Genomic DNA, 13,166 nt, shown 5'->3' on the forward strand with positions numbered 1-13,166 from the left:
GTGTTTAAAGTCTTTCCAACACACGCGTTCCATGGGCAATCTCCTGAGTGCTAAACAGGGGAGAGAACGGGACTATTGAGAACGTGTTGCAGAAAACCGGGCTTTTGAGCTGACTTCTGCTCAAAAGCCCGGTTTTGCTGCGGGATATTACCGAGTATAGCGATGCCCCCGGTAGGTGAATGCTTCAGGCGATCGCGGCTGAGTTGCCGTACTCAACTGCCTGCCGGGGTAAGACACCCCCAAAAAGACAAGCGTATCGAGGCTGGGAATAGCCTCAACGGCAGGCGGTGATGTGGCGTAGGACTGGCCCAGGAAAGAGAGGCGCATAGTGAGGTCTCCTCAAACAATGTACGCAGGTATCAATTGATTGATGCCTGTGGCTATCTTCTGTCGTCTTCCTAAGCACATCCTGACGGTCGCCTGAGGAGGTATTAAGGGCTGACTGAGAAAGCTGAGAGGAGCCTGTCTGTCTAGGCTATCGGCATCAGGTGGCCAGATGTAGCGCTCGACCTGGGGAAAGTTAGTTTTTTAGCGCTATATCTAAGAGGATCGGCTATGATGTGTCACCATTAAGGCAATCTCTCGACCCTGGCCTCAAACTGGTCGATTCAGGCTGGTTGCTATACCTCAGGTTGAGCCAGCGCCAGGCTGCACATTCTATTCCTAAGAAAAGGCTGATCCAATGGTTCAAGAACTTCCCCGTACCCGGCAGCAGGGGCCATTCCCTGAGGCAGCTCCAGCGGCGTTTCCTGTGTTTTATCGCACCTACAGCCGCCGGGGCGAGGTGGTAGAGGGGCAGCGCGAAACCTGGGATCAGGTGTGCGATCGCACCCTGGCCGGCCTAGTCGAACTCGGCAACCTCACCGCCGAAGAGACAGCACTACTCAACCGTATGCAGCGCCAGGTCAAAGCCCTGCCCTCGGGCCGCTGGCTGTGGGTGGGCGGTACCGCCTGGAGCAAGCAGCCCGAAAACTTTTCTGGGGCCTACAACTGCACCAGCACCAATGTGGTTGACTGGCGCGCCTTCGGCCTGATGATGGATCTGGCCATGATGGGCTGCGGCACCGGGGCGATTCTTGAACCCAAGTACATCAGCCAAATTCCGACCATTCGCAACCGGCTGATCGTCACCATGGCAGGCGACATTGGCGCAACCCCGATCGCTGAGCGGCAAGAGGCCACTCAGGTAACCACCAAGGGCAACCAGGTCACCATTCGCGTCGGCGACAGCCGCCAGGGCTGGGTCAAATCCTACGAAACCCTGCTGGAGCTGTCTACGGACGATCGCTTCACTGGCGAAGTCAACGTCACCATCGACCTGCGCGACGTGCGCCCGGCGGGTGAAAAACTCAAGGGCTTTGGCGGTGTCGCCAACCCTGTGCGCCTGTCGCTGCTCTACGATCGCTGCGCTGCCATTCTCAACAAAGCCCTGGGTCGCCAGCTCAACTCAGTCGAGTGCTGCCTGCTAATCGACGAAGCCGCCGCCTGCGTGGTGGCCGGTAACATTCGCCGCAGCGCGGGCATGCGGCAGTTTGACAGCAACGACGAGCTGGCCGCCAGCGCCAAAGACAACCTCTGGCAGCAGGACGCCGAGGGTAACTGGCGCATTGACCCCGAGCGCGACGTGCTGCGCATGGCCAACCACACCCGCGTGTTTCACGAAAAGCCCAGCCTGCAAGACTGCATCGACTCGGTGCGTAAGCAGTTTTACTCTGGCGAAGGCGCAATCCAGTGGGCGGGGGAGGCCAAGCGGCGGGCCGGGGCCGACGATCGCTACGGTCTCAACCCCTGCGGCGAAATTTTGGGTTCCAACTTCCACTGCAACCTGGCGGAGGTACACCTCAACCAGCTCGACCCCAAGAATTTGAAGGATCAGGAAGACGCTTTTACCGCCGCCGCCCTATCCGTCGCAGTGCTGCTGAATCACCAGTTCCAGGAACCCCGCTACCAAAAGTCGCGCTTAGAAGACCCGATCGTTGGTGTCTCCTTCACCGGTCTATTTGACTTCTTCGTGATCGCCTTTGGGGTCGAGTGGCTGCGCTGGTGGGAGGCGGGTCGCCCCAACACCATGCAAGGGCTCGATTTCAAGGCCAAAGAGCAAGAGTACCTGACCCGCTGGAAAAATACCGTGCATCGGGTAGTGGGGGAATACTGCGACGCCCACGGACTGGTGCGCCCCAACCGCTGCACCACCGTACAGCCCGCCGGCACCAAGTCGCTGCTCACGGGCGCTAGCCCCGGCTGGCACCCGCCCAAAGCCCAGCGCTTTATACGCCGCATCACCTTCCGCAAAAACGATCCCGTGGCGATGGCCTGCATCGACTACGGCTACTCCATCGTGCCGTCGCAGTCTGATAAGGATGAAAACGGGGGTTTGCTCAACGACCCCTTTGATCCCCGCTGCACCGAGTGGCTGGTGGAAATTCCGGTCGAGGTGCCCTGGGCGAACCTGCCGGGGGCCGACGAAATTGCCATTGAGAAATTCTCGGCGGCGGCCCAGTTTGACTTCTATATGCAGGTGCAGAAGCACTACACCACCCACAACACCTCGGCCACCATCGAGTTTCGCGAACCCGAGCTGGAGGATCTGGCCGAGCGCATCTACCAAACTATACAAAACGACGAAGGCTACATTTCCGCCGCCCTGCTGGCCCGGTTCGACGACCTGCAAACCTTTCCTCGCCTGCCCTTTGAGCCCATTGACAAGGCCACGTTCGAGACTCTTAAGCAGCAGGTAGAAGCCCGGCGCGGCACCGACAACTTCCACGCCGCCCTATCGCGCTACGACGCGGGTGAGGTAATTGAGGCCGGCCCGGCTGGCTGCGACTCCGACAAGTGCCTGATGCCGGAGAAAAAGCCCGATTAGGGTTGACTGACCAAGACTAGAGAGATAGCGAAAGGGGGTTCTGAGCATGTTCAGAACCCCTTTTTTTTAAGAGGAGTCGCTATGAAGGAGAAGTCATGCTGCCAACCTGAAGTCTGGCTACCTACTAGCTCAGGTCACTAATATCGTCCAGATCATTGAGCAGATCGTCGGAGGCACTGTCGTTTGGAGGAGGGGCGTTGAGCAGGGCATCTAGATCAAGGCTTTCGTCGTCAAAATTTGCAGTGTCGAAATTAGGGTCTAACGCGAATTCATCACCTTGAGTGGTCTCTAAGTCGCCTGCTAAGAAATCGTCAAAACCCAGATCGGCACTGGCGGCGGGTGGGGCAGGGGGCTCGGTATCAAGTGCTCCGCCAAAGTCTAAATCAAACTCGTTGCCTGGTTCATTCCCCAGATCGCTGTCTAAAAGGGCGGCATCAAAACCCAGATCGACATCCGCAGCCGGGGGGGCAGCAGACTCAGGGAGAGAGAACCCACCCTCAAGGTCTAGATCAGGTTCGAGGCTCGTGGTTTCAAACGTTTCAGGGTCGAGTCCAGAGGCGGCATCAACCTCATTGTCTGGCACGGTTTCCAGGCCACTTTCCAGAAGAGCGGCGTCAAAACCCAGATCGGCATCCGCAGCGGAGGGGGCATCAGGTTCAGCGGGAAAAGTTTCTTCCAGGTCTAGGCTGGAGGTTTCCAGATTTTCAGTATCAGAGTCGGGGTCAAGGATGAATTCACTGCCCGGAGAGCTTTCTGAGCCGCCCCCTAGCAGGGCAGCATCAAAACCAAGATCGGTACCCAGGTCGGCATCTGAGGCAGGCAGGGCAGTCGCCTCAGGGGAAGAAAACGTATCCTCAAGGCCCGATTCTAAGCTGGTGGCCAGAGTAGCGGCACTGGCAGCGGCGATCGCCGTATCTAAATCAAACTCACCGACATCAGCTGGGGCAGATGACGAAGACTGCAGCAGCCGCAGCTGAGCCTCGTAGCTTTGCTCTAGCTCCTGGGTGCGCTGGGTGAGTTCGTCCTGGTAGTGCTCAATTTTTTCGGCCAGCTTTTGCTCGTACTCTTCGCGCAGACTGGCTTCTAGCTCACGCCTCAGGTTTAGCTCTAGTTCTTCCGTGGAGGGCTCAGCGGCGATCGCAGCCGCAGGAGCACTGGCCTGGGCCAGCTGCAGGCGGGCCTCGTAGTCTTGCTGCATCTGGGCTAGCCGCTGAGCCATGTCGTCCTGGTACTCAGCCAGGCGCTCAGCCAGCCGCTGGTCGTACTGGGTCTGGAGGCGGGCCTCCACCTCGGCCAGGTCAGTCGAGCTGGCCGAGATAGCTGGGGAAGGCTCTGGCACCAGAGCCCCCAGGGAGGTGTCGGGGCCCTGGGCGAGGCGGGCCTGGGCTTCGTCCTGGTAGTGGGCGATCGCCTCTGCCAGGCGCTGGTCATAGTCTTGCTGGGCCTGCGATCGCGCCTCTACCAGCTTTTCTTGCAGGTGCTGCTCGTAGGCCTGCTGAATTTTGGTGGCGGCTTCCTTAAGGCGAGCCTCGTACTGCTTGCGAATGCGCTGCTCGATCGAGCTGTCTCCTTCGCCTGCTGCACCGCCCATCATGGTCTGGCGGGCCTGGTACTCGGCCTCCATCTGGCTACGCTGCTCATCGTACTGAGCCTGGTAGCGCTCCATACGCTCGCTCAGCTGCGCCTCGTAGTCTTTTTGCAGCTGCAGAGTAGCTTCGCGCAGCCGCTGCTCGTGCTCCTGAGCCAGATCGGCCTGGCGCTGCTGACTTTGCTGCAACGCCTCGCTCAACTCATTCACCTGGCTCTGGCGCAGGTAGTACCCCACAATAATGGCCAGCAGAAGGCCAATTAAAACAGCAACAATAAGACCTTGCGTGAGTTGAGGCATCGTATTTTCCCCCGTAAAAATTAAAGCCGAGCCGCAGAGCATCCACGCCTGAGAGGCCAAAAACGACCACCTCTCCCGCCTTAGGGCGTGTCATTAATTTTGGCCACAATCCTTATCCCATCAGCGTTGCCACGTCCGACCCAAAAACAGGCTAGGGCTGTCAAGATTGACGATTAAGCTATTAGCGGTTGAATAATGACAGCTCCTAGCAGCCACTAAATATTGACGATCAATGATATACGCTGCATCCCGTTTGGGATCTGAAACTTTAGCCCCACAGGACACTCAAGGTACCCAAACTGAGGGCTAAAGACCACGCTTTTGGCGCGACCTTTCGATGACAGATTATGTCTATGCTCGGCGCTGGCGCTGCGGGCACTTAGGCACATCCTCTACAATGAAGCTACGGTCTCTGGTTCAGCTGGCGGGCAATACGCTGCGCCTGTGGCCTAGGAGACTCTGCTGAGCTCGACCCCATTACCCGCTTGCGTATGACCCATTCTTCCCACCGTCAGCCTACAGTTCGTGACGCGATCGCGCCAGAAAGCACCGCCAATGTCCCCCAGCCCAGCCAGACCGAGGACGATGCTCTCCAGCTAGCCTATGCCATTGCTGCCGCTGCCGATGAGCGCAAAGCAGGCAACATCACGATTCTGCAGGTGGGAGATGTGTCGTATCTGGCCGATTATTTTGTCGTTGCAACCGGGTTTTCGGCGGTGCAGGTGCGCGCCATTACGCGATCGATCGAAGCGGCCCTTGAAACCGACCACAACCGTCGTCCCCTGCGGGTAGAAGGCCAGGGCGAGGGCAGCTGGATTGTGATGGACTACGGCGAAGTCATTGCCCACATCTTTATGCCCGAAGCGCGGGACTACTACGACCTAGAAGCTTTTTGGGGCCACGCCAACCAGATTGTCTACCAATCTTCCAGCCAGCATTTCAGCCCATCTCAGGTTTAGTTGAATTGCGCCGCAGAGATTCCTATTGGCAAGCAATTCGTTTAGGCTAGAGCTAGATTTGCGTAGTGTCGGTGGCAATGCCTCAACGATGTCCTGTACCGGCTGAGCAGCAGCCCATCAACGAATACCAAGATGTGCGAGATTCTTGGTTCTACGGCTGGGGTAGCCGCAGCTTAATGGGGTACCTCAAGCCTGTGGTGGTGCTCTGGATGGTCGGTTGGACCGTGGCCGGACCGATGGCCGCCGCTAGTTTTGTACCGGCTAAGCACCCGATGGCCTTTGGCCTGAGCGCCGCCATGGGAGCGCTGATACTGCCCATGCTGGCTCTGCTACAGCTCTATGTCGGCTGGGCCCACGTGGGCGGTCGGCTACGGCAGACTACCGTGCCCTACGAAGAGTCGGGCTGGTACGACGGCCAGCTTTGGGTCAAGCCTGAAGAGGTGTCAAATCGCGATCGCCTCATCGTAGACTACCAGGTACAGCCTGTGCTCCAGCGCATCCGCCGCACCCTGGGGGTGATGGCCCTATTGCTGGCCCTGGGGCTAGTTGTCTGGCCCCTTCTGGTGTAGCGGGTAGTCTATTATCAATCGCTGCCCTGCTCGCATCACTCTTGTTCATTACCGCAGAGCCCCTAATTATGACCAGCAGTCGGGTTAATCGACACCAAACCAAAGAGCTACGCATACAGCTGCTGCGGGAGGGCATTGTCGAGTCTAACCACATCGCCCACGTAGCGGTGTGCGACAACCGAGGCCGCACCCTGTCCGTGGCCGGCAACGGCGAGCTAGGTACCTTCATTCGCTCGGCGCTCAAGCCCTTTCAGGCCCTGGCGGTGACGGCGGCCGGAGCGCTGGAGCGCTACAACCTCGACGATCGCGATTTAGCCATTATGTGCGGTTCCCACCAGGGCACCATCGAGCAGGTGCGTCAGGTGTTTCATATTCTCTGGCAGGCCGACCTCGACACTACCGCCCTGCGCTGTCCTACCCCAGCGGGCAAGAAAAGCCCCCTAGAGCACAACTGCTCGGGCAAGCACGCCGGTATGCTGGCCGTTTCTCAGCAGCGCAACTGGCCACTGGAGAGCTACCTCGATCGCAACCACCCGGTGCAAAAGCTAATTGTCGCCCGCATCTCAGAGCTGCTGGGCATGCCCTCTGACGAGTTTATCTGTGCCCACGACGACTGCGGTGCCCCCACCTACTTTATGCAGCTGAGCCAGATGGCGACGCTCTACGCCATGCTGTCGTCGGGCAGCAACCTCGATATGGAGCGCATTGTGCGGGCCATGACCAGCCACCCCGATATGGTGGGCGGCCCCGACTCCTTTGACACCACGTTGATGACCTTAACTAACGGGGCCTTGGTAAGCAAATCGGGAGCCGAAGGTATTCAGTGCATCGGTCGAGTGGGTGAGGGGCTAGGCGTAGCCATTAAAGCAATTGACGGGGCCAAGCGGGCCAAGTACGCTACCGCCATCTTTACTCTCCGCCAGCTGGGCTGGATTTCGCCCACGGTAGCCGACACCCTGGCCGAAACCTACATGGAAATTGGCAACTACAAGCGGCTCGACGTGGTTGGCGATCTGCCCATGATGTACTGATCGTGATGCATCAAAGTACCGCTCGCATAGGGTTACAGCCCTGTCAGCAAAAAAAAGACTGTCTTCGGAGAAAATTAGATTGTTAACTGAGAACATTTAACGCTATACTAAACAAACCGACGCGGGGTAGAGCAGTCTGGTAGCTCGTCGGGCTCATAACCCGAAGGTCCATGGTTCAAATCCATGCCCCGCCACCAAAAGAAAACAAAAAGGGCTCCTAAATTGACTTAGGAGCCCTTTTTGCTTTGTGTAACTTGGCCAGCGCTATAGTGCATAGGCAATCGTGATTGTTGTTGACCTCGTCGAGACCAGCACCCATGGCTCAGCCCAAAATTATTGTTTTAGATGACGACCCCACCGGCTCGCAAACGGTGCACAGCTGTCTGCTGCTGATGCAGTGGGATGTAGAAACCCTGCGTCAGGGGCTACAGGATGCCGCACCGATCTTCTTTGTGCTGACCAATACTCGTGCCCTTACCGCCGCCGCCGCTGAGGCGGTCACCCGAGAGGTTTGCCAAAATCTCAAGCAGGCGATCGCCCTCGAAGGCATTCAAGACTTTCTGGTGGTCAGTCGCTCTGACTCAACGCTGCGGGGGCACTATCCGGTCGAAACCGATGCGATCGCAGACGAGCTTGGCCCCTTCGACGCTCACTTTCTGGTGCCCGCGTTCTTTGAGGGAGGCCGCATTACCCGCAACAGCACTCATTATTTGATGGTCAATGGCGAACCTGTCCCGGTCCACGAGACCGAGTTTGCCAAAGATTCGGTGTTTGGCTATAGCACCAGCTACCTGCCCGACTACGTAGCGGAAAAAACCAACCAGCGCATTCAGGCCCAGGCCGTTGAGCGCTTTACTCTAGCCGAGATTCGAGCCGGATCGTTAGAGCGGCTGATGGCGCTTGAAAACAACGTCTGCTGCGCCGTCGATGGCGAAACCCAGGCCGACCTCAACCAGTTTGCCCAAGACCTGCTTACCGCCGCCGCCCAGGGCAAGCGCTTTTTGTTTCGCAGCGCCGCCAGCATTCTCACGGCCCTGGCCGCGCTTCCGGCCCAGCCCATCGATGCTGACCACATGGCTACCTACGTCCGCGACGGACGACCTGGAGCTATCATCATTGGCTCCCACGTCAAGAAAACTACCCAACAGCTAGAACAACTGCTGCAGGAGCCGGGGGTAAAGGGTATTGAAGTGAAGGTGGCCCAGCTACGCGATGGTGGCCCAACGGCTTCCAGTGAGCTACTCACCGACATTCTGGCCCAGGTAGAAACGGCCCACAGCAGCGGCCAGGTGCCTGCCGTCTACACCAGCCGCAATGAACTCACCTTCGACACCGTGCAGGCCCGTCTCGACTTCGGCGTCGAGGTTTCTGCGTTGCTGATGGCCGTGATAAAGGGCCTGCCCGCCGACATTGGTTTTCTGATCAGCAAGGGCGGCATCACCTCCAACGACACCCTGAGCACCGGGCTCGCGCTCAGGACGGCCCGCCTGCTGGGCCAGATCTTACCGGGGGTATCTGTAGTGCGCACCCCCGCCGATCACGCTCAGTTTCCTGACCTGCCCGTGGTGCTATTCCCCGGCAACGTGGGGGATGAGGATGCGCTGGCGCTAGCCTATCGCCGCCTGATGAGGCGGTAAAAACGGGATACGTCGATGCGATCATATCGACGCAGCCCCCTTACTGGCTGGCTTCCTGTCGCTCGTCTCGCAGATCTTCGATCAGCTGGGCTAGCTGGTCGCTGTCGGTGTGGTAAACCTCGTTGCAAAAGTGGCAGATAGCTTCGGCCCCCTCGTCTTTTTCAATCATGTCCTGGAGTTCGTCTTCACCCAGCATTTTGAGGGCGCGCAGCATGCGATCGAAGGAACAGGGGCAGCTAAACTGCACCATTTGGGTTTCAGGCAGGATCTCCAGGCCCAGGTCGCCAACCAGGTCGCTAAAAATTTGCGGCAGGGTTTTGTTGGCCCGCAGCAGGGGGGTAAAGCCGGTCAGGCCAGCCAAACGGCTTTCGATCAGGGCGACCATTTCGGTGTCCTCAGCCGCGCGGGGCAAAATTTGCAGCAGCAGCCCTCCGGCGGCCTCGACCCCATTGGCTCCCACAAATACGCCCAGCACCAGCGCCGAGGGCGTTTGTTCTGAGTTCACCAGGTAGTGGGTGAGGTCGTCACCAATTTCTCCAGAGACCAGCTCTACCGTACTGGAGTAGGGGTAGCCGTAGCCCATATCGCGCACGACATACACATAGCCGTTGCGGCCCACGGCACCGCCCACATCCAGCTTGCCTTGGGCATTGGGGGGCAGTTCAATCGATGGGTTGTCCACATAGCCACGGGCGGTGCCATCCATTCCGGCATCAACCAGGATGCCGCCCAGCGGGCCGTCGCCGCGCACCCGAATGTTGACCCGGCCCTGGGGCTGTTTCATGCTTGAAGCCAGCAGCAGGCCCGCCGAGATTGTACGCCCCAAAGCCGCTGTGGCCACATAGGACAAATTGTGGCGCTGCCGGGCCACCTCGGTCAGTTTTGTGGTGATAACGCCGACCACCCGAATGCCGCCATCGGCGGCGGTCGCCCGAATCAGTTGATCTACCATGCGTGGCCCCAAGCTTTCCTTAATATTGCTTATTAATAATTGTAGAAGGTTTGGGGATATGGGTTTGAGAGGGTTTACCGTCCCTGGCCCTAAGGCGCACTGCCGGAACGGATCTCGTTTTGGGTTGTTTCCCATTTGTGCGACACTACAGGCAATACGCTCTGTCAATCGCGCTTCTCCCCCCATCTGGTTAGGTTTCTTTTGGCATACTGGGAGGTGTTGTTTGCGGGCACATCACCACCCTATGCTAGGCACATTTCAGCACAGTCGCCTTCGCATTGAAGTCGAGGCTACCCAGGGGCAAATTCAGGCCAGTTTGGTGCAGCCCAGCAAATTTAGCCAGTGGCTCTGGCCGCAGCGATTTAGCCAGGGGCTACCCAGCGAATTGCACAGCGGGCTGAGTTTTAATAGCTATCTTGGCCCGGTTGAAATTCACCATGAAATCAAGCAGATTGATGATCACAGCCTGCACATGGTGCTATCGGGGGGCATTGACGGATTTCACGAGTGGTACTGGGGCGATCGCTGGGTGCAGTCACGCCTGGAAGGGGTTTCGGCGCTACCCCTAAATTTGGGCCAAAGCCTGGCGATCGCGCGACTGCGGCAGTTTTTGCAGCAGCCCACGGTCTAGGGGCTGGATTGTCTAAAAGCTCAAGACAAAGGCACCTGGCCCAGTACCTGCACCAGCTCATCTAGGAACTGGCCCTGGGCTTTAATGATGCGTTTCTTGGCCTCTTCTAGCTCGAACCAGGCGGCTTGATCCACCTCAGGGAACTCCTTCAGCACGCCTGAGTGAGGTGGCCACTCTAGCACAAACGTGTTGCTGTGCAGGGTAGCAGGGTTAAAGTTGCCCTCAAAGGCCCAGGCAAAGACGAGTTTACCGCCGGCCTGGCGCACCGGCTGTAGAGGGCGAAAGTTGCCCGTCGGAGCCTGCCCGGTTTCTTCAAAAAACTCGCGTTTAGCCGCTGCAAAGGTGTCTTCCCCAGGGGCAATTTCGCCCTTGGGAATAGTCCAGGCCTGCCAGCGACGATTGGCCCAGTAGGGTCCGCCCGAGTGCACTAGCAGCACCTCTAGGTGGTGGTTTTGGGTGCGGTACATCAGTAGCCCCGCGCTTTTTTTAGCCATAGCAGCGATTCCCATCTAGGGAGGCTCCGCAAACGCGCTACACCCCGGCCCCTTGTAAAAGCCTGAGCGTGTCGTCCTTACGTTATGAGCAGTTGCAGCATGAAACCAGGAACTCTATTGACCCTCAGATTGTAGCTGGCGAGCCAAAAACGACTTAGTGCTTATCTAATTTATATATTTTTATCTATAGGTGTTCCTGCATGAATGGTGAAAACTCGCAGGAGAGGAGCCTCATTCTCCCATTGCGGCTCAATGCGGCCTCTACGTGCAGTGTTACTGAGTTACATACCTCAGTAACGCGACGATTCTGTTAGAGTTCCCAAACACACCCCGCCGCCACTCAGTTTGGCCCTAGACCCAGTCAAGGCTCTCTAGCCAAGAAGAATCTGGATCTGGAAAACGTCCCCAAGCTTTCAAAACTGGCTTAGCATACCTGTAGAGCTGACTGCGCTAAAAAACAGTCTTATATAGTCAAATTTATTGGCTTATCGTATTTGCCACAGTCAACTATGCCCTACCAGTATGATCTTGGCTTCGGTCAAAAGATATATCTTGAGAACTCTGGTTCGACCACTGTAATCACCCTTGCTAGCGGTAGCCCAGGGCAGCAGCAGCAATCGGGCACTCAGGTACAGACAGGGCCGTGGACAGAAATGCCCCAGGCGGCACGAACCGATAGCGGTGTTCTGCTTCGCTGCATCACTGCACAAGGGGTCTTCATCTGGCAGGTGCAGGGGACACAGCTCAGGACCGCTGATACCGCCGCCTGGTCAGCCCAGCAGGCTGTCTCTCTACAGCCTACAGAGGCTATGCCGTCTGTGGAGCCGATCAAGCCCATGGCTCCCATCGAACCGATGGCTCCTATGACCATGGGCAATATGCAGATGTCAGCTCACCCCATGACTATGCAAATGGGCGACATGAGGCTCAGCATGGGCAACGCCGACACCCCCAAGGCCAAAAAATTCTGCACCCAGTGCGGTAGCGCCATCAAAGCTGGCGATCGCTTTTGCGGCAGCTGCGGTCACCCGCTCCAGTAGGTTCTTCAAACCACCTAAAACCCAAAAACCGGGAAGTTATTCCCGGTTTGGTGCAGGTATGTAGACAGGTTTAACCCTAAATCGTGAGCCAAAACGCCATCCGCTAGGCCACAGGCTTGGGTCGATCAATTCGAGCCGCCTTTTCGCTGTCGTCAGCGAAGAAGGTGGCGTAGACCCAGCCCGCTAGCAGAGCACCCAGAATAGGGGCTACCCAAAATAACCAGAGCTGGCCAATCAGCGGTCCCCCGACAAAGAGAGCCGGGCCGGTACTGCGAGCGGGGTTGACGGAGGTGTTGGTGACCGGAATGCTGATCAGGTGAATTAGGGTTAGAGCTAAACCGATCGCCACCGGAGCTAGGCCCACCGGAGCCCGAAAGTCGGTAGCACCGAGAATAATCATTAGAAAGAAGAAGGTCATCACTACTTCGCAGATCAGGCAGGCCAGCAGGCTAAAGCCCCCGGGCGAGTGGGCTCCAAACCCGTTGGTAGCCAGAGGATTACCGACCGAAGGGTCAATGGCAAAGCCAGGTTGACCGGTGGCAATGACGTAAACAATACCTGCCCCCAAAATGCCGCCCAAAACCTGGGCCACAATGTAGGGCAGCAGCTCGCCGCTGGGAAAGCGCCCCGCCGCCCACAGCCCAAAAGACACAGCCGGGTTGAGGTGACAGCCAGAAATATGGCCAATGGCGTAGGCCATCGTCAGCACGGTCAGACCAAAGGCCAAAGATACTCCTAGAAAACCAATCCCCAGGTTCACAGCACCGCTGCCGTCTAGGAACACACCGGCTAGTACGGCGCTACCACAGCCACCCAGCACCAGCCACAACGTACCCAGAAATTCAGCTAAACAACGCTTTGCAATAGGCATAGCTAACCACTCCTACTCAGAAGTTTTCAGGACGATTAGTATTTACCGATACAAACTGCGATCGATAACCTATATCTCAGCGCGATACTACCGTAAGACTATAAAAGTTTGATAAGCCCAAAGGTTAGCTAGCTCAGACAACCAAAGCCAACAGGGCAAGAATCATCTAGGCCTGGGAACCTAAGGCCTGCTACCCTAGGAGAGGCGCAGTCGCCTCAGCGTCATACC

At 57.6% G+C, this 13,166-nt stretch carries 12 protein-coding genes and 1 tRNA gene; 8 read left to right on the plus strand and 5 right to left on the minus strand.

Features of this window, described 5'->3' with window-relative positions; translation table 11 throughout:
- Positions 1 to 147: 147 nt before the first annotated feature.
- On the minus strand, positions 148 to 327 hold the full coding sequence (locus ACQ4N7_RS07580) for a DUF4278 domain-containing protein (RefSeq protein WP_430711008.1): 180 nt from the start codon (positions 325 to 327) through the stop codon (positions 148 to 150).
- 355 nt (positions 328 to 682) lie between these two features.
- Here ACQ4N7_RS07580 and nrdJ point away from each other — a divergent pair, with 355 nt between their 5' ends.
- Positions 683 to 2,866 carry a ribonucleoside-triphosphate reductase, adenosylcobalamin-dependent gene (nrdJ, locus tag ACQ4N7_RS07585; RefSeq protein WP_430711009.1) on the plus strand — a complete coding sequence of 728 codons (2,184 nt, stop codon included), beginning with the start codon at positions 683 to 685 and terminating at the stop codon, positions 2,864 to 2,866.
- 124 nt (positions 2,867 to 2,990) lie between these two features.
- Here the strand turns inward: nrdJ and ACQ4N7_RS07590 are convergent, their stop codons facing one another.
- Positions 2,991 to 4,754 carry a hypothetical protein gene (locus ACQ4N7_RS07590; RefSeq protein ID WP_430711010.1) on the minus strand — a complete coding sequence of 588 codons (1,764 nt, stop codon included), beginning with the start codon at positions 4,752 to 4,754 and terminating at the stop codon, positions 2,991 to 2,993.
- Positions 4,755 to 5,245: 491 nt separating this feature from the next.
- Here ACQ4N7_RS07590 and rsfS point away from each other — a divergent pair, with 491 nt between their 5' ends.
- The 5 genes from rsfS (at position 5,246) to ACQ4N7_RS07615 (ending at position 8,950) form a co-directional block, all read left to right on the plus strand.
- Entirely contained in the window at positions 5,246 to 5,713 is a 468-nt protein-coding gene (gene rsfS, locus ACQ4N7_RS07595; RefSeq protein WP_430711011.1) for a ribosome silencing factor, read from the plus strand.
- Between the two features lie 77 nt (positions 5,714 to 5,790).
- Positions 5,791 to 6,282, plus strand: a complete 492-nt coding sequence (locus ACQ4N7_RS07600; protein WP_430711012.1) for a CGLD27 family protein — start codon at positions 5,791 to 5,793, stop codon at positions 6,280 to 6,282.
- Positions 6,283 to 6,350: 68 nt separating this feature from the next.
- Positions 6,351 to 7,313 carry an asparaginase gene (locus tag ACQ4N7_RS07605; RefSeq protein WP_430711013.1) on the plus strand — a complete coding sequence of 321 codons (963 nt, stop codon included), beginning with the start codon at positions 6,351 to 6,353 and terminating at the stop codon, positions 7,311 to 7,313.
- 120 nt (positions 7,314 to 7,433) lie between these two features.
- Positions 7,434 to 7,510: transfer RNA gene (locus tag ACQ4N7_RS07610), tRNA-Met, on the plus strand.
- A 120-nt stretch (positions 7,511 to 7,630) separates the two neighbouring features.
- Positions 7,631 to 8,950 (plus strand): four-carbon acid sugar kinase family protein, encoded by a 1,320-nt coding sequence (locus tag ACQ4N7_RS07615; protein ID WP_430711014.1) that lies wholly within the window; start codon positions 7,631 to 7,633, stop codon positions 8,948 to 8,950.
- Positions 8,951 to 8,990: 40 nt separating this feature from the next.
- Here the strand turns inward: ACQ4N7_RS07615 and hslO are convergent, their stop codons facing one another.
- Complete coding sequence (gene hslO, locus ACQ4N7_RS07620) at positions 8,991 to 9,902, minus strand: Hsp33 family molecular chaperone HslO (protein WP_430711015.1); 912 nt, start codon at positions 9,900 to 9,902, stop codon at positions 8,991 to 8,993.
- Between the two features lie 244 nt (positions 9,903 to 10,146).
- On the opposite strand from hslO, the gene ACQ4N7_RS07625 reads away from it, so the two are divergent.
- Positions 10,147 to 10,533 carry a hypothetical protein gene (locus ACQ4N7_RS07625; RefSeq protein WP_430711016.1) on the plus strand — a complete coding sequence of 129 codons (387 nt, stop codon included), beginning with the start codon at positions 10,147 to 10,149 and terminating at the stop codon, positions 10,531 to 10,533.
- Positions 10,534 to 10,553: 20 nt separating this feature from the next.
- Here ACQ4N7_RS07625 and ACQ4N7_RS07630 read toward each other — a convergent pair whose 3' ends face one another.
- The gene (locus ACQ4N7_RS07630) at positions 10,554 to 11,027 is read right to left on the minus strand and encodes an NUDIX domain-containing protein (protein WP_430711017.1); all 474 of its coding nucleotides are present in this window, start codon (positions 11,025 to 11,027) and stop codon (positions 10,554 to 10,556) included.
- Positions 11,028 to 11,536: 509 nt separating this feature from the next.
- On the opposite strand from ACQ4N7_RS07630, the gene ACQ4N7_RS07635 reads away from it, so the two are divergent.
- Entirely contained in the window at positions 11,537 to 12,067 is a 531-nt protein-coding gene (locus ACQ4N7_RS07635) for a zinc-ribbon domain-containing protein (RefSeq protein ID WP_430711018.1), read from the plus strand.
- Between the two features lie 103 nt (positions 12,068 to 12,170).
- Here the strand turns inward: ACQ4N7_RS07635 and aqpZ are convergent, their stop codons facing one another.
- Positions 12,171 to 12,938 (minus strand): aquaporin Z, encoded by a 768-nt coding sequence (aqpZ, locus tag ACQ4N7_RS07640; protein ID WP_430711019.1) that lies wholly within the window; start codon positions 12,936 to 12,938, stop codon positions 12,171 to 12,173.
- Positions 12,939 to 13,166: the final 228 nt, after the last annotated feature.

This window comes from Nodosilinea sp. AN01ver1, assembly GCF_050565655.1.
Taxonomy (GTDB): Bacteria; Cyanobacteriota; Cyanobacteriia; order Phormidesmidales; family Phormidesmidaceae; genus Nodosilinea.

What these genes read in the sequence shown, in the direction of transcription:
- ACQ4N7_RS07590 (WP_430711010.1), bottom strand. Translation starts at nt 4,754, where the DNA reads ATGCCTCAACTCACGCAAGGTCTTATTGTTGCTGTTTTAATTGGCCTT.
- ACQ4N7_RS07605 (WP_430711013.1), top strand. Translation starts at nt 6,351, where the DNA reads ATGACCAGCAGTCGGGTTAATCGACACCAAACCAAAGAGCTACGCATA.
- ACQ4N7_RS07600 (WP_430711012.1), top strand. Translation starts at nt 5,791, where the DNA reads ATGCCTCAACGATGTCCTGTACCGGCTGAGCAGCAGCCCATCAACGAA.
- hslO (WP_430711015.1), bottom strand. Translation starts at nt 9,902, where the DNA reads ATGGTAGATCAACTGATTCGGGCGACCGCCGCCGATGGCGGCATTCGG.
- ACQ4N7_RS07625 (WP_430711016.1), top strand. Translation starts at nt 10,147, where the DNA reads ATGCTAGGCACATTTCAGCACAGTCGCCTTCGCATTGAAGTCGAGGCT.
- ACQ4N7_RS07630 (WP_430711017.1), bottom strand. Translation starts at nt 11,027, where the DNA reads ATGGCTAAAAAAAGCGCGGGGCTACTGATGTACCGCACCCAAAACCAC.
- rsfS (WP_430711011.1), top strand. Translation starts at nt 5,246, where the DNA reads ATGACCCATTCTTCCCACCGTCAGCCTACAGTTCGTGACGCGATCGCG.
- ACQ4N7_RS07580 (WP_430711008.1), bottom strand. Translation starts at nt 327, where the DNA reads ATGCGCCTCTCTTTCCTGGGCCAGTCCTACGCCACATCACCGCCTGCC.
- nrdJ (WP_430711009.1), top strand. Translation starts at nt 683, where the DNA reads ATGGTTCAAGAACTTCCCCGTACCCGGCAGCAGGGGCCATTCCCTGAG.
- ACQ4N7_RS07635 (WP_430711018.1), top strand. Translation starts at nt 11,537, where the DNA reads ATGCCCTACCAGTATGATCTTGGCTTCGGTCAAAAGATATATCTTGAG.
- ACQ4N7_RS07615 (WP_430711014.1), top strand. Translation starts at nt 7,631, where the DNA reads ATGGCTCAGCCCAAAATTATTGTTTTAGATGACGACCCCACCGGCTCG.
- aqpZ (WP_430711019.1), bottom strand. Translation starts at nt 12,938, where the DNA reads ATGCCTATTGCAAAGCGTTGTTTAGCTGAATTTCTGGGTACGTTGTGG.